The sequence below is a fragment of the Xanthomarina gelatinilytica genome (assembly GCF_000348685.1).
Lineage (GTDB): Bacteria > Bacteroidota > Bacteroidia > Flavobacteriales > Flavobacteriaceae > Xanthomarina > Xanthomarina gelatinilytica.
Window position 1 is genome coordinate 52,629 of sequence record NZ_ANLA01000015.1, and the last position, 15,413, is coordinate 68,041.

General features: G+C 33.8%; 16 protein-coding genes. 2 read left to right on the top strand and 14 right to left on the bottom strand.

The features are described 5' to 3' along the window. Positions 1–125: 125 nt before the first annotated feature. From D778_RS09630 to D778_RS09680, 10 genes are all read right to left on the bottom strand, one after another. Entirely contained in the window at positions 126–1,172 is a 1,047-nt protein-coding gene (locus D778_RS09630) for a proline iminopeptidase-family hydrolase (protein WP_007650112.1), read from the bottom strand. A gap of 191 nt (positions 1,173–1,363) precedes the next feature. Then, positions 1,364–1,933 (bottom strand): hypothetical protein, encoded by a 570-nt coding sequence (locus D778_RS09635; protein ID WP_007650113.1) that lies wholly within the window; start codon positions 1,931–1,933, stop codon positions 1,364–1,366. A 445-nt stretch (positions 1,934–2,378) separates the two neighbouring features. Further along, positions 2,379–3,140 (bottom strand): SDR family NAD(P)-dependent oxidoreductase, encoded by a 762-nt coding sequence (locus tag D778_RS09640; RefSeq protein ID WP_007650114.1) that lies wholly within the window; start codon positions 3,138–3,140, stop codon positions 2,379–2,381. Positions 3,141–3,257: 117 nt separating this feature from the next. Beyond that, positions 3,258–3,563, bottom strand: a complete 306-nt coding sequence (locus D778_RS09645) for an EthD family reductase (RefSeq protein WP_007650121.1) — start codon at positions 3,561–3,563, stop codon at positions 3,258–3,260. 557 nt (positions 3,564–4,120) lie between these two features. Further along, positions 4,121–4,642: a RidA family protein gene (locus tag D778_RS09655; protein WP_007650124.1), complete on the bottom strand. Its 522-nt coding sequence runs from the start codon at positions 4,640–4,642 to the stop codon at positions 4,121–4,123. Between the two features lie 6 nt (positions 4,643–4,648). Continuing rightward, positions 4,649–5,587, bottom strand: a complete 939-nt coding sequence (locus D778_RS09660) for an NAD-dependent epimerase/dehydratase family protein (RefSeq protein WP_007650125.1) — start codon at positions 5,585–5,587, stop codon at positions 4,649–4,651. Positions 5,588–5,765: 178 nt separating this feature from the next. Continuing rightward, positions 5,766–6,197 carry a hypothetical protein gene (locus tag D778_RS09665; protein WP_155949934.1) on the bottom strand — a complete coding sequence of 144 codons (432 nt, stop codon included), beginning with the start codon at positions 6,195–6,197 and terminating at the stop codon, positions 5,766–5,768. 175 nt (positions 6,198–6,372) lie between these two features. Beyond that, the gene (locus D778_RS09670; RefSeq protein WP_007650127.1) at positions 6,373–7,116 is read right to left on the bottom strand and encodes a LytR/AlgR family response regulator transcription factor; all 744 of its coding nucleotides are present in this window, start codon (positions 7,114–7,116) and stop codon (positions 6,373–6,375) included. A gap of 3 nt (positions 7,117–7,119) precedes the next feature. Beyond that, positions 7,120–8,967 (bottom strand): histidine kinase dimerization/phosphoacceptor domain -containing protein, encoded by a 1,848-nt coding sequence (locus tag D778_RS14220; protein WP_162138294.1) that lies wholly within the window; start codon positions 8,965–8,967, stop codon positions 7,120–7,122. A 228-nt stretch (positions 8,968–9,195) separates the two neighbouring features. Beyond that, positions 9,196–9,708, bottom strand: coding sequence for an SRPBCC family protein (locus D778_RS09680; protein WP_007650132.1), 513 nt, complete (start codon positions 9,706–9,708; stop codon positions 9,196–9,198). A gap of 134 nt (positions 9,709–9,842) precedes the next feature. Between D778_RS09680 and D778_RS09685 the strand changes: the two genes are divergently transcribed. Then, positions 9,843–10,868: a T9SS type A sorting domain-containing protein gene (locus D778_RS09685; RefSeq protein ID WP_040492080.1), complete on the top strand. Its 1,026-nt coding sequence runs from the start codon at positions 9,843–9,845 to the stop codon at positions 10,866–10,868. 51 nt (positions 10,869–10,919) lie between these two features. On the opposite strand, the gene lysA is transcribed toward D778_RS09685, so the two are convergent. Further along, positions 10,920–12,131: a diaminopimelate decarboxylase gene (gene lysA / locus D778_RS09690; RefSeq protein WP_007650136.1), complete on the bottom strand. Its 1,212-nt coding sequence runs from the start codon at positions 12,129–12,131 to the stop codon at positions 10,920–10,922. Positions 12,132–12,346: 215 nt separating this feature from the next. Between lysA and sucC the strand changes: the two genes are divergently transcribed. Next, positions 12,347–13,537, top strand: coding sequence for an ADP-forming succinate--CoA ligase subunit beta (gene sucC, locus D778_RS09695; protein WP_007650138.1), 1,191 nt, complete (start codon positions 12,347–12,349; stop codon positions 13,535–13,537). Positions 13,538–13,622: 85 nt separating this feature from the next. Here sucC and D778_RS09700 read toward each other — a convergent pair whose 3' ends face one another. The 3 genes from D778_RS09700 to D778_RS09710 form a co-directional block, all read right to left on the bottom strand. Next, positions 13,623–14,354, bottom strand: a complete 732-nt coding sequence (locus tag D778_RS09700) for a YqjF family protein (RefSeq protein WP_007650145.1) — start codon at positions 14,352–14,354, stop codon at positions 13,623–13,625. A gap of 22 nt (positions 14,355–14,376) precedes the next feature. Beyond that, on the bottom strand, positions 14,377–15,075 hold the full coding sequence (locus D778_RS09705) for a phosphoadenylyl-sulfate reductase (RefSeq protein ID WP_007650147.1): 699 nt from the start codon (positions 15,073–15,075) through the stop codon (positions 14,377–14,379). 68 nt (positions 15,076–15,143) lie between these two features. After that, complete coding sequence (locus D778_RS09710; protein ID WP_007650148.1) at positions 15,144–15,410, bottom strand: DUF1456 family protein; 267 nt, start codon at positions 15,408–15,410, stop codon at positions 15,144–15,146. Positions 15,411–15,413 lie beyond the last annotated feature (3 nt).

Sequence of the window (15,413 nt, forward strand, 5' to 3'; positions counted from 1 at the left end):
TGTTGTTAGTTTGCTGTTAATTAGAAAAGACTTAGGGGTTTGGATTTAATTTCTTTGCTTTATTGCAATAGGCTTATTTTTTATATGTCATAAAGAGAAATAGTATGTGTTTTTTTTGTTGGCTATTATTTAAAGGTGCCGTCATCAACATCTTTTATAAATGAAATTAGACCTTTGAAATATACTTTTTGATCGTCGTATTGGGCTAGATGACTTCCGTTGGGACATAATAGAAAACGACCGTTTGGAAGTTCGTTTGCCATCCATTCCATATGTTTAGGGTCCATGGTATCATGTGTTGCACCAATAACAAGAGTTGGTGTATTGATTGTTTTTAACCTGTCTGAAACATCCCAGCTTTTTAGGGTTGCGTTTCCTGCCATGCCAAATTCACTTGGTCCTTGCATGTAGAGATAAATTTTTGGGTTTAAGTGTTGAAAAGCTAATTCAACAGACTTTGGCCATTCTTCCAATGATAAACGAAGCGCGTGTTTGCTATAGTAATGGGTCATTAATAGCTCTGTATATCTTGGGTTTGCATAATCCTCTTTTGCCTCTAACTCTTTGATTTCCTTTAAAACTTCAGGAGGCATTTGTGGGCCTAAGACTTCTTCAGCATATTTACCATATTCTGGAGCACTCGACATCATATTGGAAATTATCAATCCTTTTAAATTGTCTTGATATTTTAATGCGTACTCCATAGCAAGTATGCCTCCCCAAGATTGGCCATATAGATAGAAATTGTTTTTGTCCATATTCAAAGCCTTTCTTACTTGTTCTACTTCTTCCACAAAATGTTCTGTGGTCCAAAGGGTTGAATCGTTTGGTTTATCGCTATAATAGGAATCCAATTGATCGTAATACACATATTCTATTTCTTCGTTTGGAAAATAGCCATCAAAACAATCAAAAAATTCATGCGTACCACCTGGTCCTCCATGTAGGAGTAAGACTTTTATTTTAGGATTGTTTCCAACACGTTTTGTATAAACTTTGAATATTCCTTTGGACGTTGTAATTGGGATCATGTTAATGCCTCCAGTGAATTGATCTTCACTATTTGAATAATCCATGTAAACCGATTTGGATTCGGTTTGAGTAAGCTCTTGGTTTTTTTGACATCCAAAAAAGAGGCTCAAAAAAACAATAATGGCAAAAAAGTATCTCATAATAATTGAAATTTGGTAATCATTTGAATTCTAAGTACGCGATATTTATGTTAGTATAAAATCGGATTAGGATGAAACATTCATATTTTTGTCCGAATAGGCTTATTTTTTTACCAAAATCAATTCATAGGAAAATGTTTCAATATTTATTATTGAACTTTAGGTAAATTAAAAAGTAAGTACATATGCATTTACTCCAAGTCTTCGTCTTTAATGTCAATCACTTCTTGTATGTCTTCTACAGCTTGGGGTTCTTGTACGCTGTCTGTTGCTGATTTTTCGGTATTTATTTTTTGTAGTTCCGATTGTAACTCTGAAGAATTCCAATAACCATATTCCGTTACAATTTTATTGTCAATAAATTGATAGGTAATATGAACAGGGATGATTATCTGTTTGTTGTTTGCAGCCAAATTCCCTTTCCATAGACCCCAAAAATTCACCCAGGTTTTTCCATTGTTATCTTCCACCATCTCATATTCCCTGTTTTCATCTTCAAAGGCACGAGTAGAAAAATAGACATCGTTTTTTTTATGAAATTCAGCAAGTTCTTTTGGAGACAGGACATTTGATCTGGTGTTGTAATAAATATGGGCTGTATCTGCATAATGGGACATGAGTTTTTCCCATTCTTGGTAGTCGTAATCGTTAATGGCAGCTTTAACAATTTCTATTTGTTCAGAATTTTGTGTGTAGCGAGGTTTTTTTTCACAGGATGTGAAAATCAATAGTAAACATCCAATTAAGATAAGATTTTTCATGATTTATGGCTTTTAAGTGACATTTTAATAGTGTTAAATTAAGAAGGGTTCACGTGATGTTGCAATAAAGAATTCCAAATTGAGCAAAACAATTAGGCTATTGCAAAAGCATCTGTTTAGCAGAGCAGAAAAGGGCAATTTGCTTTAAAGTATATGTTTTTTTGAGAACTAGCTTTAGTTTAAGAGGCTAGTAGTCAAGTTAAAAATACAAAATAATCGTGAATGTTATCTTACAAAGAATGTTTTTCTTTTCCCATAATAGGCATAACTAAACATAAAAAAGCTTTTATGCACGTATTAACAGGTTTTGTGATGACCTAAGGAAATGAGTTTTTTACTGCATTTTATATACTCTCAAAACAAATACAATTAGGTGTCACCCTAAAAGAGATGGTTGAGGATAGGTAATGGATTTTAAATTATTTTAATTATACTTATAATGGTGTTACATTGTTAGCGTAAGACCACCATCTACCGTAAGCGTTGAGCCACTTATGTAACTTGACTCGTCTGAACAGAGGAATAAAATGACTTTTGCCATTTCTTCTGGTTTTCCAGCACGTTGTAAATGAACTTTTGGGATGATTCCTTTGTCGTACAAATCGTCTCCAAAAAGGTCTCTGATTCTGCTGTGCATTGGCGTTACGGTTATTCCAGGGCACAAGAGGTTCACTCTAATGCCTTTTGGGCCTAATTCGGCAGAAACGCTTGAAGTTAACCCAACAAGGCCATGTTTTGATGTCACATAAGCTGATCCAGCAGGAAACCCAAGGAAGGAATTGACTGAACCAACATTGACAATAGCCCCAGAATGACCACCTGATAGCATGGCTTTTGCTTGGTATTTCATACATAAAAAGACACCTTTAAGATTGATATTCATCACCTTGTCCCAAGATGCTTCCGACAATTCGGTAATAGGTGCGATTTCTCCTTCTATACCAGCATTGTTCACGGCATAATCAATACGACCAAATGTCTCCATGGTATGTGCAACCATTTGTTCAACCTCTTTACTGTTGGAAACATCTGTTTGTATGGCAGTAGCTTTGCCACCATTGGCTTTAATGGCATTGACTAAATTGTGTAATTCATTTTCCCTACGAGCAGCTACCACGACGTTGGCTCCTTTGGCAGCAAAGGCTTCGGCTGTCGATTTCCCAATGCCACTACTTGCTCCTGTAATCAATACTACTTTATTTTTCATGATTATTTATTTTTTGAATTTTTTGAGATATTTATTTAAGCTTACTATAAAAGATATTTTTTTTATTTGTTTAACCTTATAATGTCCAATCGATTAGTTGGTGTCATAAAAGAACGTTTATCCTTCCACAATTCCTATCAATAAGGTTGCGCCACCAGTTGCAAAATTGTCTAAGTCTTTAGCAGTAGCTTGACCTTCTGGAGAAGACATGGTTGCTTGCATGGTTTCAGGATTGGAAAACGAAAACTCTGCCATTCTATAATAAGCTGGTTTGGAGCCATCTGGAGAATTCATGAATTTTGTAAGTTCAATTTTTAGGTGACCTTTCATTTTAGACGCTTTTGGTAAATGGGTGTTTACATAGTAGGTTTCAAATGTTTCAATGTCTGTTGGGTGTCCATATAGTACTGTTAATTTAATCATGATTTTATGTTTTAACTGGTTATTATGAATGTTGCTTCCTTTGTAGCAGATAATCGAAAGGCTTACTCATATCTGGGCATATGGGAGTCTCTCTCTGCAATTTGATGGACAAGTGCAGCATAACTTGCATTAATTATCTTGTTCTTTCTTGTAAGCATTCTATATGATATTAATCTGAGTGATGTATAATGCTTTTCAATTCAATGGATAATGAATGATTTGAAAACCAGGAATTTTACCATAGTCGAATACATTATGATCTGTAATATTGGTGTTTTGTATGGTTGGATTATCCACATCCAAATCCCATAAGGTTTCAGCATTTCTTCAAAAATGGATCTTACATCTTCATTTTCTTGCAAGTAAATCCCTTTTATTTGTCCAGCAACATTATCCATATTAAGATAAACTGAATTTTTTTCAACATCTTTATTTACAGGTCGTTTCTTTTGCTTTCCAAAAGTGTTTTTTTGCAAAATGCATAGACTCGAAACAACCTAGCTTTTCGTCTCCCAAAAGTGCTGTCCTCATAGTTCGTTTTTAACCTTCATTATTCTTTATTCTGTTTTATGTACTTCCATCTCTATTTCTATAAGAAACTCTGGTATGGCTAATTCCTTGACTCCTATCCAAGACCCTGTTGGAAAATGGTTTTTATAAATTTCAGCTCTATAAGCGGCAACTTCCAAAAAGGCAGGCATGTTTGTTGTAAAGATGTTTTCTAGAACCACATCGTTAAACGTACAGCCATAATGGTTTAATATTTTTTCTAGATCGGCATAACAGTTTTTCATTTGTTGTTTCAAGTCTCCTACAGCAGTAGGATTGCCTTGGTCATCCATACTAACAGCACCAGATATTTTTATACTGTTGCCAATTTTTACGGCATGCGAATAACCATAGGCTTTTTCTACTTCTGGATGTAATAGGAAATACTCTGGCACATCAGCAACTTTTATTGTTGTTTCCACTGGTTCGGATTGGTTTTGAGTGTTTTCTGCATTTTCTTTACAGCTTATCAGTGAAGTCATTGTTGTGAGCAATAAAACAGTAAAACATAATAAGAGTGTTTTTTTCATGATTATTTATTTTGAAAAGTTATTTAAAGTTAATTTCACAGGACGAAAAGGCAGACCCAATTCACGTTCTGCCATTTGGTTTTGGTATACTGTAATTGGCCTGTTTTTAGGTGCTTTTTGGTTCAGCATTAAGTTGATGTCTGATACAGGATAACTTTCGCTGGATAACAAATAGTTTTTCCCATGCAAACCTGAAATGGTCGCAGCTTTGTAAACTCCTATGGCAACATCTTTTACATCTACAAGGGCAAACAAAACATCCTTGTCGTAAAACATTTGGATAAAAGGGTTTGGAGCAATTTTGTTTTTAAAAAGAAACTGTAGCCCAGTTGAGGTGGAATCTTTTCTTTTGGACAAGGATTTACCCATAACGGCTACTGGAGATACGCTGGTAATTTCAAAACCCAAATTTGGGGTTTCTGCAATAAATTTGCGAACCGTTTCATTGGCAATAAATTTGGCCTGTGCATAAGGATGACTTTCCTCACTCATAAATGGTATACTGTTTTCGTTAAATACATCTGTTGGTTTTTTACCATTTGCTGGTAAGGGGAAATTGGTATTCCATGCAGCAACAGAAGCAATTAACACCACTTTTTTTACCATAGGTGTATCTTTTATAATTTCCAGGAAATTTTCGGTCCCTTTTATGGTTGGATCTAACAATTCGGTTTTGGCATCTTTAAAATCCAACTGAAAAGGTGTGCCACCATGAATAATAATGTCGCAATTTTTTACAAATTCTTTTAACTGTTCTTTGTCTTCAACATTCAATTCGCTGAGATATAAATGGTCAGAATGATCTAAATTCATTAAGTGCTCATATTTTTCTTGGTTTGAAATGTCTGTTGTTGAAACTTTAACTTCAAAACCCTTATCTAAAAACAGTTTTGTGATGTAGCTTCCAATAAAGCCAGAACCACCTATAATGCCTACTTTATCCATGGGATTTTGTTTTTTTATTGTTGAATGTTTTTTTAAATAAAAACAGACAGATTTTAGATCGTTTGTGACTTGACATTTTTGTTTAAAAATCACCAAAACCTTAAACCTCAAGTAAAACGATTTCTATAAATTTCCCTCTATAAAAAATTAACCTGCCTGTTTTGTTTGTGCATTTGGTTTATTGAATAAATTTTATGAGCACTCCATTTTCAAGTAACCAAGTATGTTGAAATGCCATGTGGTTTATCATGCCTTTTTCCATGTTTTTGCCTGAAATAAAGCCAGTAACTAGGATCTTGTTGCTGTTTATTTCAGTAATGGTAATGTTGCCGAATATGATAAATTCCCACTCGTTTTTAAAATCTAAAATAATTTCCTTGACTATTGCTGAGTTTATAATTGGGATTGCATGGTCGTCATTGTTGTTTGCCAAGTTGTAATTTTGGAATGGGCTTACTATATTTCTTGAATTTGAAACTTCGTTTATAATTATATGATTATAAACTTCTTCAATAGTGATAATGTTATTCTCTTGTGTTTGTGAATTTGTAATCATTGGCATTAACAAAATGAAAATGGTTATTGCCGTTTTAATATATATAGTTTTCACAATTTCAGGCGTTTATTAATAATAGTTTTTTACTTTAACTAAGTAACTTAATTGCACAACCAATTGAAAGTGGGTTAGGACGAAATGGTGTTATTAATGTCCGAACATCCTTTTTTAGTTATCTAAAGAAATGGGTGTTGCCTATTAATTTTTAAAAAGACAGGGTTTTGTGCTATTATATTGTATGTAAGCGTTTTAAGAGTTCGGATTTTAGCTGCTTGCTTATGGGAATGGCTTTTCTGGAAACAACTACATGACTTGTGGCAATTTCATCTATTTGTGAAATATTGACAATAAACGACCTGTGAATTCTTAAAAAGTGATCTTGTGGTAATTTTTGATCTATGTCCTTTAAAGTGGTTACTATTAAGAACTCTTTACCTTTAGAATAAATTCGGCAGTAATTACGTTCGGCTTCTATGTAAAGAATGTCTATGATATTTATTTTTACCATTTTTTCATGATGACGAACAAAAATACAATCATTAAGTATTAAAGGGTCTGCATTGTTCAATGCTTGTTCTTTGGGAGTTGTGTTATTGTCTTTTAAATGGGTTGCAGTAAGTTCAATGGCGCGCTGTAAATCCAGTTTTTTAAAAGGTTTGGAAATAAATGCATAAGGGTTTGTGGCTTTGGCTCTATTAAAGTTAGCATCGTCTGCATTGGCCGTAAGGTAAATAATGGGAATACGGTAATCTTGTTGCATTAAAAGAGCTGTTTCAATACCATCTATTTTTCCTTTTAAGTTAATGTCCAACAAGACCATGTCTGGTTGATGTTGCTTTATATGTAGGAGTGCTTCTTCTCCACGAGGAATAATTCCGGTTACTTCATAGCCTAATGAGGTTAGCTGCAAAGAAATATTGGCTGCAATGATCATTTCATCTTCTACGATTAATATTTTTAATGGAGGATTCATTTGTTATGCAGCGGATTTTAATTTAAAGTGAAATAGAACAGACGTGCCATTATGCGATTCTTCTTTCATTTCACCATTCAATTGTTTGGTTAAAAGTTTGATAAGTTGAGAGCCAAAACCGGTTCCCCTTGGAGCGATTCCTTGGGTTTTGCCAATGCCGTTATCCACCACCTTGAGTGTTAAAGTGTCAGGTTTGTCTTTAAGTAGGCTAATTCGGATGTTCCCTTTTTGGTTTTCAGGAAAAGCATATTTTAAAGCATTGGTCAAAAGTTCGTTCACTATCAACCCAATAGGGACAGCAGTGTCCACATCCAACTCCAATTGCTCCATGGCACATTCAATTTTTATTTGATCTTCACTATTAAAGGTGTCTAGAATCCCTTCACTTAAATTTATGAAATAATCTTTCATTTCAATGCTCCCTAAATTTTCGCCTTGATAGAGTTTTTGATGGATGATTCCCATGGACTGAACCCTATTTTGACTCGCTATCATGGCATCTTTGGTTGCAGAGTCTTCCAGTTGTGCAGACTGTAAGGAGATTAAACTTTTTACCAACTCCAAATTGTTTTTTACACGATGATGTATTTCTTTGAGAAGGAGTTCATTTTGTTTGTTTTTTGTTTCCAATTCCAAATTTAAAACTTGGAGCTTTTTACGTTTTTTTCTAATATTCCTCATGCTGGAAAACATGCCTATTAAACTAAAGGTCAATAAAGCCGCAATGGTTATATACAGGATTTGGTTTTTTTGCTGTTGGGAGATTTTTGCTTCTTGCGCTTTTATGGTTTCTTCCTTTTTTTCAGTTTCGTATTTTGTTAATAGGTTGGACATTACCTTATCACTTTCAATAGCAGCAGTACTATCTCTCATAACCCTTGCTTTTTTCTGGTATTCCAGAGCTTTTGGGTAATTGCCTAATTTCTCGTATATGGTGCTTACATGTTCGTAATTTTCTGTAAGATTGGAGACATCTCCATTGGATTCCTGCATATTTACCGTTAGGAGCTGGTATTTAAGTGCATCGTTGTAGTTTCCTAGAAGCAAGTTTATTTCCCCTAAATTGGCAGTAATAACATATATGGCATTTTCATACTCGATTTCCTTAGCTTTGGCTAAAGCCGTTTCATATTCAATTTTAGCCTCTTGATGTTTGCCCATACGTTTAAGTGCATTCGCTTTGTTGTTTCTAAAGTTTATTAAATCGTAAGTGGACACATTTTGCTGATAAGCCAATAACAATGCATCATTAAAATAGTTATAGGCTTTTTGGTAAGACCCCAAATACATATGTGTGTCGCCAGCAGAGGTGTAAGCATAGACCAATTCGGTGTTTAGCTTGTTTTTTTTGCTTATTTCTATGGTTTTTAAAGCGTATTCCAGGGCTTCATTATGTCTGCCTTGTTTGTTTAGGTCTTCAGAAATCCGACTGTATGCACCAGCAATTCCTGTGTTGTCCTGAATTACTTCCATAAGTTTCAAGGCCTCAAGATCCAGTTTTAGGGCTTGTTCAATATTCCCTCTTCTTTTGTGTACCCAAGCAATCTTAAAATAGGTGGTTGCCTGACCCTTTTTGTTGTTTATGGCTTTGTAACCGTTTACGGCTTTATTGAAATAAGTGGTTGCTGAATCCAATTCCAATAAATTGGCATGGATTCTTCCGGTCATTTCATAAAATTTGGGCTGCCATTCTTTGTTTTGGTTTTTTTCAGAAAGTAAAACCCCTTGTTTGGCATAATCAAGAGCTGTTTCAAAATCTGTTTGAAATGCTGTGTTGGCCAGCTCGTCTATTATGGCCAGTTTTAAATTTTTGTCTGTTTCTTTTTGAAGCGCTTCTGATAAGCTATCCATTTTTTTGGTTTGGGAAAAAACTAATGGAGTATGGCATAGAAGTACAAAACACAATAGGGTTTTAAAGTATTTTAAAATAAAAAAAGGCTCGAATGAGAACGTGAATTTTTTGGCACAACGAAGAGATGTTGCACTGGCAAGCACAATGGGCTTTAGTTTGTTAGTTTTCATAAGTCTTTTGTACGCTATTAAAAAGACTTGAGGAGAGTTTAAAGATAGTAAAAAAAACTACATATTAACAAATTCATAACCTGCTAGTCCAAAAGGTTTTAGGTCGATTCCGGTTTCATTTAACAATATACCATGTTCCAAATATGCCTTTAAATTGGCTAACCAAAAGGTCCAACCATTACTACAGCCATAAAAAATCTCCAGTTTGCTTTTTTCATCTTGTGGGATTTTGGACTGGGTTAAGGAGAGCAATATGGCTTCTTTTTTCTGTTCCAGGTTTATGGTAACCTCACAGCTTCCAGCAAACAAAAACTTTATAAAATCCTTCCCATTTGTTTCAATAATTTTCCCTTCTTCTTTCCCGTCCCAATTATGCCAATACCAAAAATAGCTGTCATTTGGTTTTATAAAATCTGATTTATTAATAGGCTTGTTGTCTCTTAAAAACACTGCATCTTTTAAAAACCATGACGTGAGACCTTCTGATGTAGCCCAACACCAATATAGTTTTTCCGTTGTGGCATGAATGTGGATGCGTTTTGTAAACGATTCCCAAGTTAGTTCGTTCATGATGGAAAATTTACTTTTAAAAGTACAAAATTATATTTCAGTACAATTAACACTTTAACGGTATTTTTATACAATTGTCCTATTTTTTATACTTAATATGCTCTTTTTGATAGATTTGAGGAAAACTAACTTATATGAAAACAAAACTACTTTACTTATTTTTATCAATTCCTGCAATGATTTTTTCGCAAGTGCCAATAGCAGGCTTTAACAGTTTAAGTGGATCTAATTATGCTGAAGTAACCTCAAGCGGTTCTGTTGATCAGACTACAAGTGGTCCAAACCTAACTTGGAACTTTACAGATCTTGTAGCAACGGGAACTCAAAATGAAGATACCTATAACCCTCCCACACCCGTAAATCTTAGTAATTATCCTGGAACTACTAATGTAGCAACTATTACCAATACTAACAATCCGACAAATATTAATTATATCTTTGAGAAAATTGAAATGTCTACTGTTTCTTTAACAGGTGTTGAAAGAGATGATTTACAGTTTAATTATACAAATAACGCATTAATTGGTACATTTCCTTTGTCTTATAATACAGTAAGTTCTGATCCGGTTTCAGGTAGCTTTACTATTGCTAATACACAAATTGGAACTATAGTAGGGACTTTTAATGGAACCATTGATGTTGTGGTTGATGCTTATGGTACCTTACAATTAAATGATATTGGTGAAGGGTCATATATAGGATCTGTTACAAGATTGAAAGTTGTTCAAAATTTAACATTAAACGCTACATCACCTTTTCCGGTTAGCGCTGCAGCATCTCAAACATCATACTACTATTATGATAATAACAATAATAATTTGATATTTAGAACCAATAATTTTGTTGTCGGTTTACTTAATGTAAACGAGACTGTTATGGAAAGTTTGTTACCATTAAGCACCTTAAATATTGCTGAAAACAACTTAGAATCAAGAGAACTTACCATAGTTCCAAACCCAGTTAATGATGTTTTGAATATACATTTAAGTCAGAACGAGACAATAAGTTCAATTGTTCTAATAGACTTAAGTGGAAGACAGGTTTTGTCTATAAATGACCATTTAACATCCATTTCCGTTTCCAACCTAAAAGCAGGTATGTATATTGCCAATATTGCAACAGATAAAGGTGCTTACTCTAAAAAAATATTAAAAAAATAACCCGTTATACTTATAAAAAAAGCGTTTCGGTTTCTGAAACGCTTTTTTTGTTTATTTAGTGAGGTCAATTTCTATTTGGTTTTTAATAATATCATCAAAAGTTTCCCTTTTTCTAATAAGGTGTGCTTGGTTGTTGTGCCAGAGAACTTCAGCAGGACGATATCTGGAATTATAGTTAGATGCCATGGAGAAACAATAGGCTCCAGCATTCTTAAACGCTAATATATCTCCTTCGGTTATTTCTGCAATACGTCTATTGTTTGCAAAAGTATCGGTTTCACATATATATCCAACTACAGAATAGAAACGCTCTCTACCTTTAGGATTGGAAATGTTTTCAATTTCATGTTGAGACCCATAAAACATGGGACGTATTAAATGATTGAACCCAGAATCGATTTGAGCAAAAACTGTTGAGGTTGTTTGTTTAACCACGTTCACCTTGGTTAAAAAATATCCAGCTTCACTCACTAAAAATTTACCAGGTTCGAAAGCTAGGGTCAATTCTTTGCCATATTCTTTGCAGAATTCGTTAAATCTTTTGGTTAGTTTTTTTCCAAATTCTTCAATATTGGTTTCAATATCCCCTTCCTTGTATGGAACCTTAAACCCAGAACCAAAATCAATAAATTCCAAATCTTTAAAATGTTTGGCTGTTTCAAACAAAATTTCACTGGCATATAAAAACACATCAATATCCAAAATGTCACTTCCAGTATGCATGTGAATCCCATTAATGGTCATCTGGGTGTTTTCAACAATTCTAAGGATGTGAGGGATTTGATGAATTGAAATCCCAAATTTACTGTCAATATGCCCAACAGAAATATTGGTGTTTCCGCCAGCCATAACATGAGGGTTTATGCGGATACAAACAGGAATGTTTGGGTATTTGGTTCCAAATTGTTCCAAAATTGAAAGATTATCTATATTAATCTGTACCCCAAGGTTTGCTGCAATTTCAATTTCTTCAAGAGATACGCCATTGGGAGTGTAAATTATTTTATCAGCCGAAAACCCAGCCGTTAAACCCAATTTCACTTCTTGTATAGAAACGGTATCCAATCCTGCCCCAAGCGAATGCATGAGTTTTAATACCGAAACATTGGACAAGGCTTTTACAGCATAATTAATTTTCACCTGTTTGACCTTATTAAAAGCAGTTGTTAAACGATTGTATTGAGAGACTATTTTCTCAGAGTCGTAAACATAAACAGGACTTCCATAATCCTTCGCAATTTGTAATAAGGTTTTTGTGTTCATTTGATTTATTATTTTTTTTGAAGCGTAAAACTAAAAAGTATTTTATATAACCAAGTTCATTTTTAGCATTATTATTTCATATTTCAGTCATTTAAAAAGTATACTAATACTTCCTGTAAAAAATATTGGTTAAAAGCAATAGGTTGTTTACTTTTGTGCCACAATAGATTTAAGAGATTTCTTCTTTTAAATAAATGACAATTAATTTAATAAAGATGAATTTACACGAATATCAAGGAAAAGACATATTAGCAAGCTTTGGCGTACGTATTCAACGTGGTATTGTTGCAAAAAATGCTCAAGAAGCTGTAGCAGCAGCCAAACAATTAACATCTGAAACAGGAACAAGTTGGCATGTTATAAAAGCTCAGGTTCACGCTGGTGGACGTGGTAAAGGAGGAGGAGTAAAGCTTGCCAAAAACCTTCAGGAAGTGGAACAGATTGCAGGTCAAATTATTGGCATGAACTTAATTACGCCACAAACTTCTGCCGAAGGAAAAAAAGTACACCAAGTTTTAGTTGCAGAAGATGTTTATTATCCTGGAGAGAGTGAAACAAGTGAGTTTTATATGTCTGTATTGTTAAATAGAAGTACAGGTCGTAACATGATTATGTATTCTACCGAAGGTGGTATGGACATTGAAACAGTGGCTGAACAAACACCACATTTAATATTTACCGAAGAAGTAGATCCTTCTGTAGGATTAATGCCTTTTCAAGCTAGACGTATTGCCTTTAACTTAGGTTTGGAAGGAACTGCGTTTAAAGAAATGACCAAGTTTGTTTCTGCATTATATACAGCTTATGTAGAGTCAGATTCTTCATTATTTGAAATCAACCCGGTTTTAAAAACCAGCGATAACAAAATTATGGCTGTTGATGCCAAAGTGACCATAGATGACAATTCGCTTTTTAGACATAAAGATTATAAAGATTTACGCGATTTACGTGAAGAAAACCCAATAGAGGTAGAAGCTGGAGCTCTAGGTCTAAACTATGTGGATTTAGATGGAAATGTAGGTTGTATGGTTAATGGCGCTGGACTTGCTATGGCAACCATGGATCTAATTAAGCAAGCAGGTGGAGAACCAGCAAACTTTTTGGATGTTGGTGGAACTGCAGATGCTGCTAGAGTAGAAGCTGCTTTTAAAATTATTTTAAAAGACCCAAATGTAAAAGCCATATTAATAAACATATTTGGTGGTATTGTACGTTGCGATCGTGTAGCTCAAGGAGTTATTGATGCCTATAAAAACATGGGGAACATTAATGTGCCAATTATTGTACGTTTACAAGGAACCAATGCAGACATCGCTAAAGATTTGATTGATAATTCTGGATTGGATGTATTAAGTGCTACCGAATTCCAAGAAGCTGCAGACAAAGTACAGAAAGTATTAGCTTAAAAAAAGCAATCTTTATATAAATTAAAAACCACTTTACATGTAAAGTGGTTTTTTTAGTTTTAAAGTAAATGTCACTTAATGATGACTATTTTTTTAGTTTCGTTATTTCGGTCTTTCCCCAAGCAACTACTTTTACACCTTTTGAATAATGCATTTTAATGGGATTATTTTTTAACAGATTTTCATAGCGTTGATAGTTTAATTCTAAATTTTTCAATTCAATGTCATTTAAAGGCCATTCCAAATGGTGGATTTCAAATTCATTGATAGTATTTTCGGAATCTTGAAAAAGTGCATACCTTTCAACAAGCCAATGTTCTAATGCGGTTTTTTTATTTATTTTTTCACCAATAACAAAATCAATTTTTAATCTGTCATTAAATTGAATGTTGTTTGAATAATATTGATTCGTATTTCGTTTTATATTTGAGAAACGATAAGGAAGTTGAGAGATGCCTTTTGCAATTTTACAAGATAGACTGGTGCCACCTTCTATGCTTAAAAAATATACTCCAGTTTTATTGTTGCATTTTACATAAGTTCTGATATTAATTTCTTCAAAATTGGAAATTGGTCTAAATGCAGGAAGGTTTTTTGGTCTTATTTTTTCCATAGTAAAGGCTACTACTGAAATCCAAGGTTTTCCTTCAAATAAATCTATTTCTAATTCTTCTGGAACAAATTTTTTTAATTCATGTAATTCAACTTGCCAATGCAGAAAAATAGCATCATTCCATTCTTGATAATATTTCCAACTTTTGTTAGGTTTTTTCCAAGGTCTGTGTTCTGTGGAATTTAGAATTTCTTTGATTGTCATTCCTTAAAATAACTAAAAAACCTTATAAATGCAATCCACATTCTGTTTTTGGATTGTTGTTCCAGCGTCCACTTCTGTCTTCCCCAGGAGCTGTACAGTGGCTGCAACCTATGGAGTGATAGCCTTTGGCAACTAATGGATGGAAGGGTAATTGGTGTTTTTCTATGTAAGCATCACGTTGTTCCTTGGTAATATCCAACAATGGATAAAATTTTAAAATCTCTCCTCTCATTTCAAAAATGTCCAAGCTGGCTCTATGGTCGCTTTGCCATTCCATCAATCCCGAAACCCAAACCTTGTATTGTTTTTTTATGGTTTCCAAAGGTCTTACTTTGTTAATGGAGCAACAGAAATCCGGATTTTTTTTCCAAGTTTCATCTTTTGTGGTAAACTCATGTTCCTCTTTAATGGCTGTAATAGATGTTACATTCAAATTGTAAAGTTGTTCCAGTTTTTCCTTGTACTTTAAGGTTTCTTCAAAATGATAGCCAGTATCAATAAAAAACACTTTTTGGTTTGTATTTACTTCAGAAAAAAGTTTCAATAAAAAAGCAGAAGTCGCAGCAAAAGAACTGGTAAGCATGACATCTTTAACATCAAAATCTTTATAAAGCTCTTTGATACGGTTTGTGGCAGAAAGCGGTTTGTATTTATTGTTGAGTGTTTTTATGGTGTCTTCTGAAATCTCAGAGAGCTGTGTGATCGTAGGATTATCTAACATATAGATTAGGACTATTTGGTCTTATTTGTGCAATTTAGTAATATTTACCATACTACTGAAATGCTAACCTATTTTTTTGTGTTTTTGTTTGAAATAGCTGGTTTGGAATTCTTTTTTGGCATAGGTCCACGAAGGTGAATGACCAAGCCATTTAAAAAGTTCCTTAATATTTGGTCGCCACATTCCATGTATTTAGGGTGATCTTCTTTCCTAAAAAAAGCGCTCAATTCACTTTTGGTGATTCTGAAGTCTACCAATTCCAAAATTTTTACTATTTCGTCGTCTCGAAGTTTTAAAGCAACCCTTAATTTTTTAAAGATGTCGTTATTAGTCATATA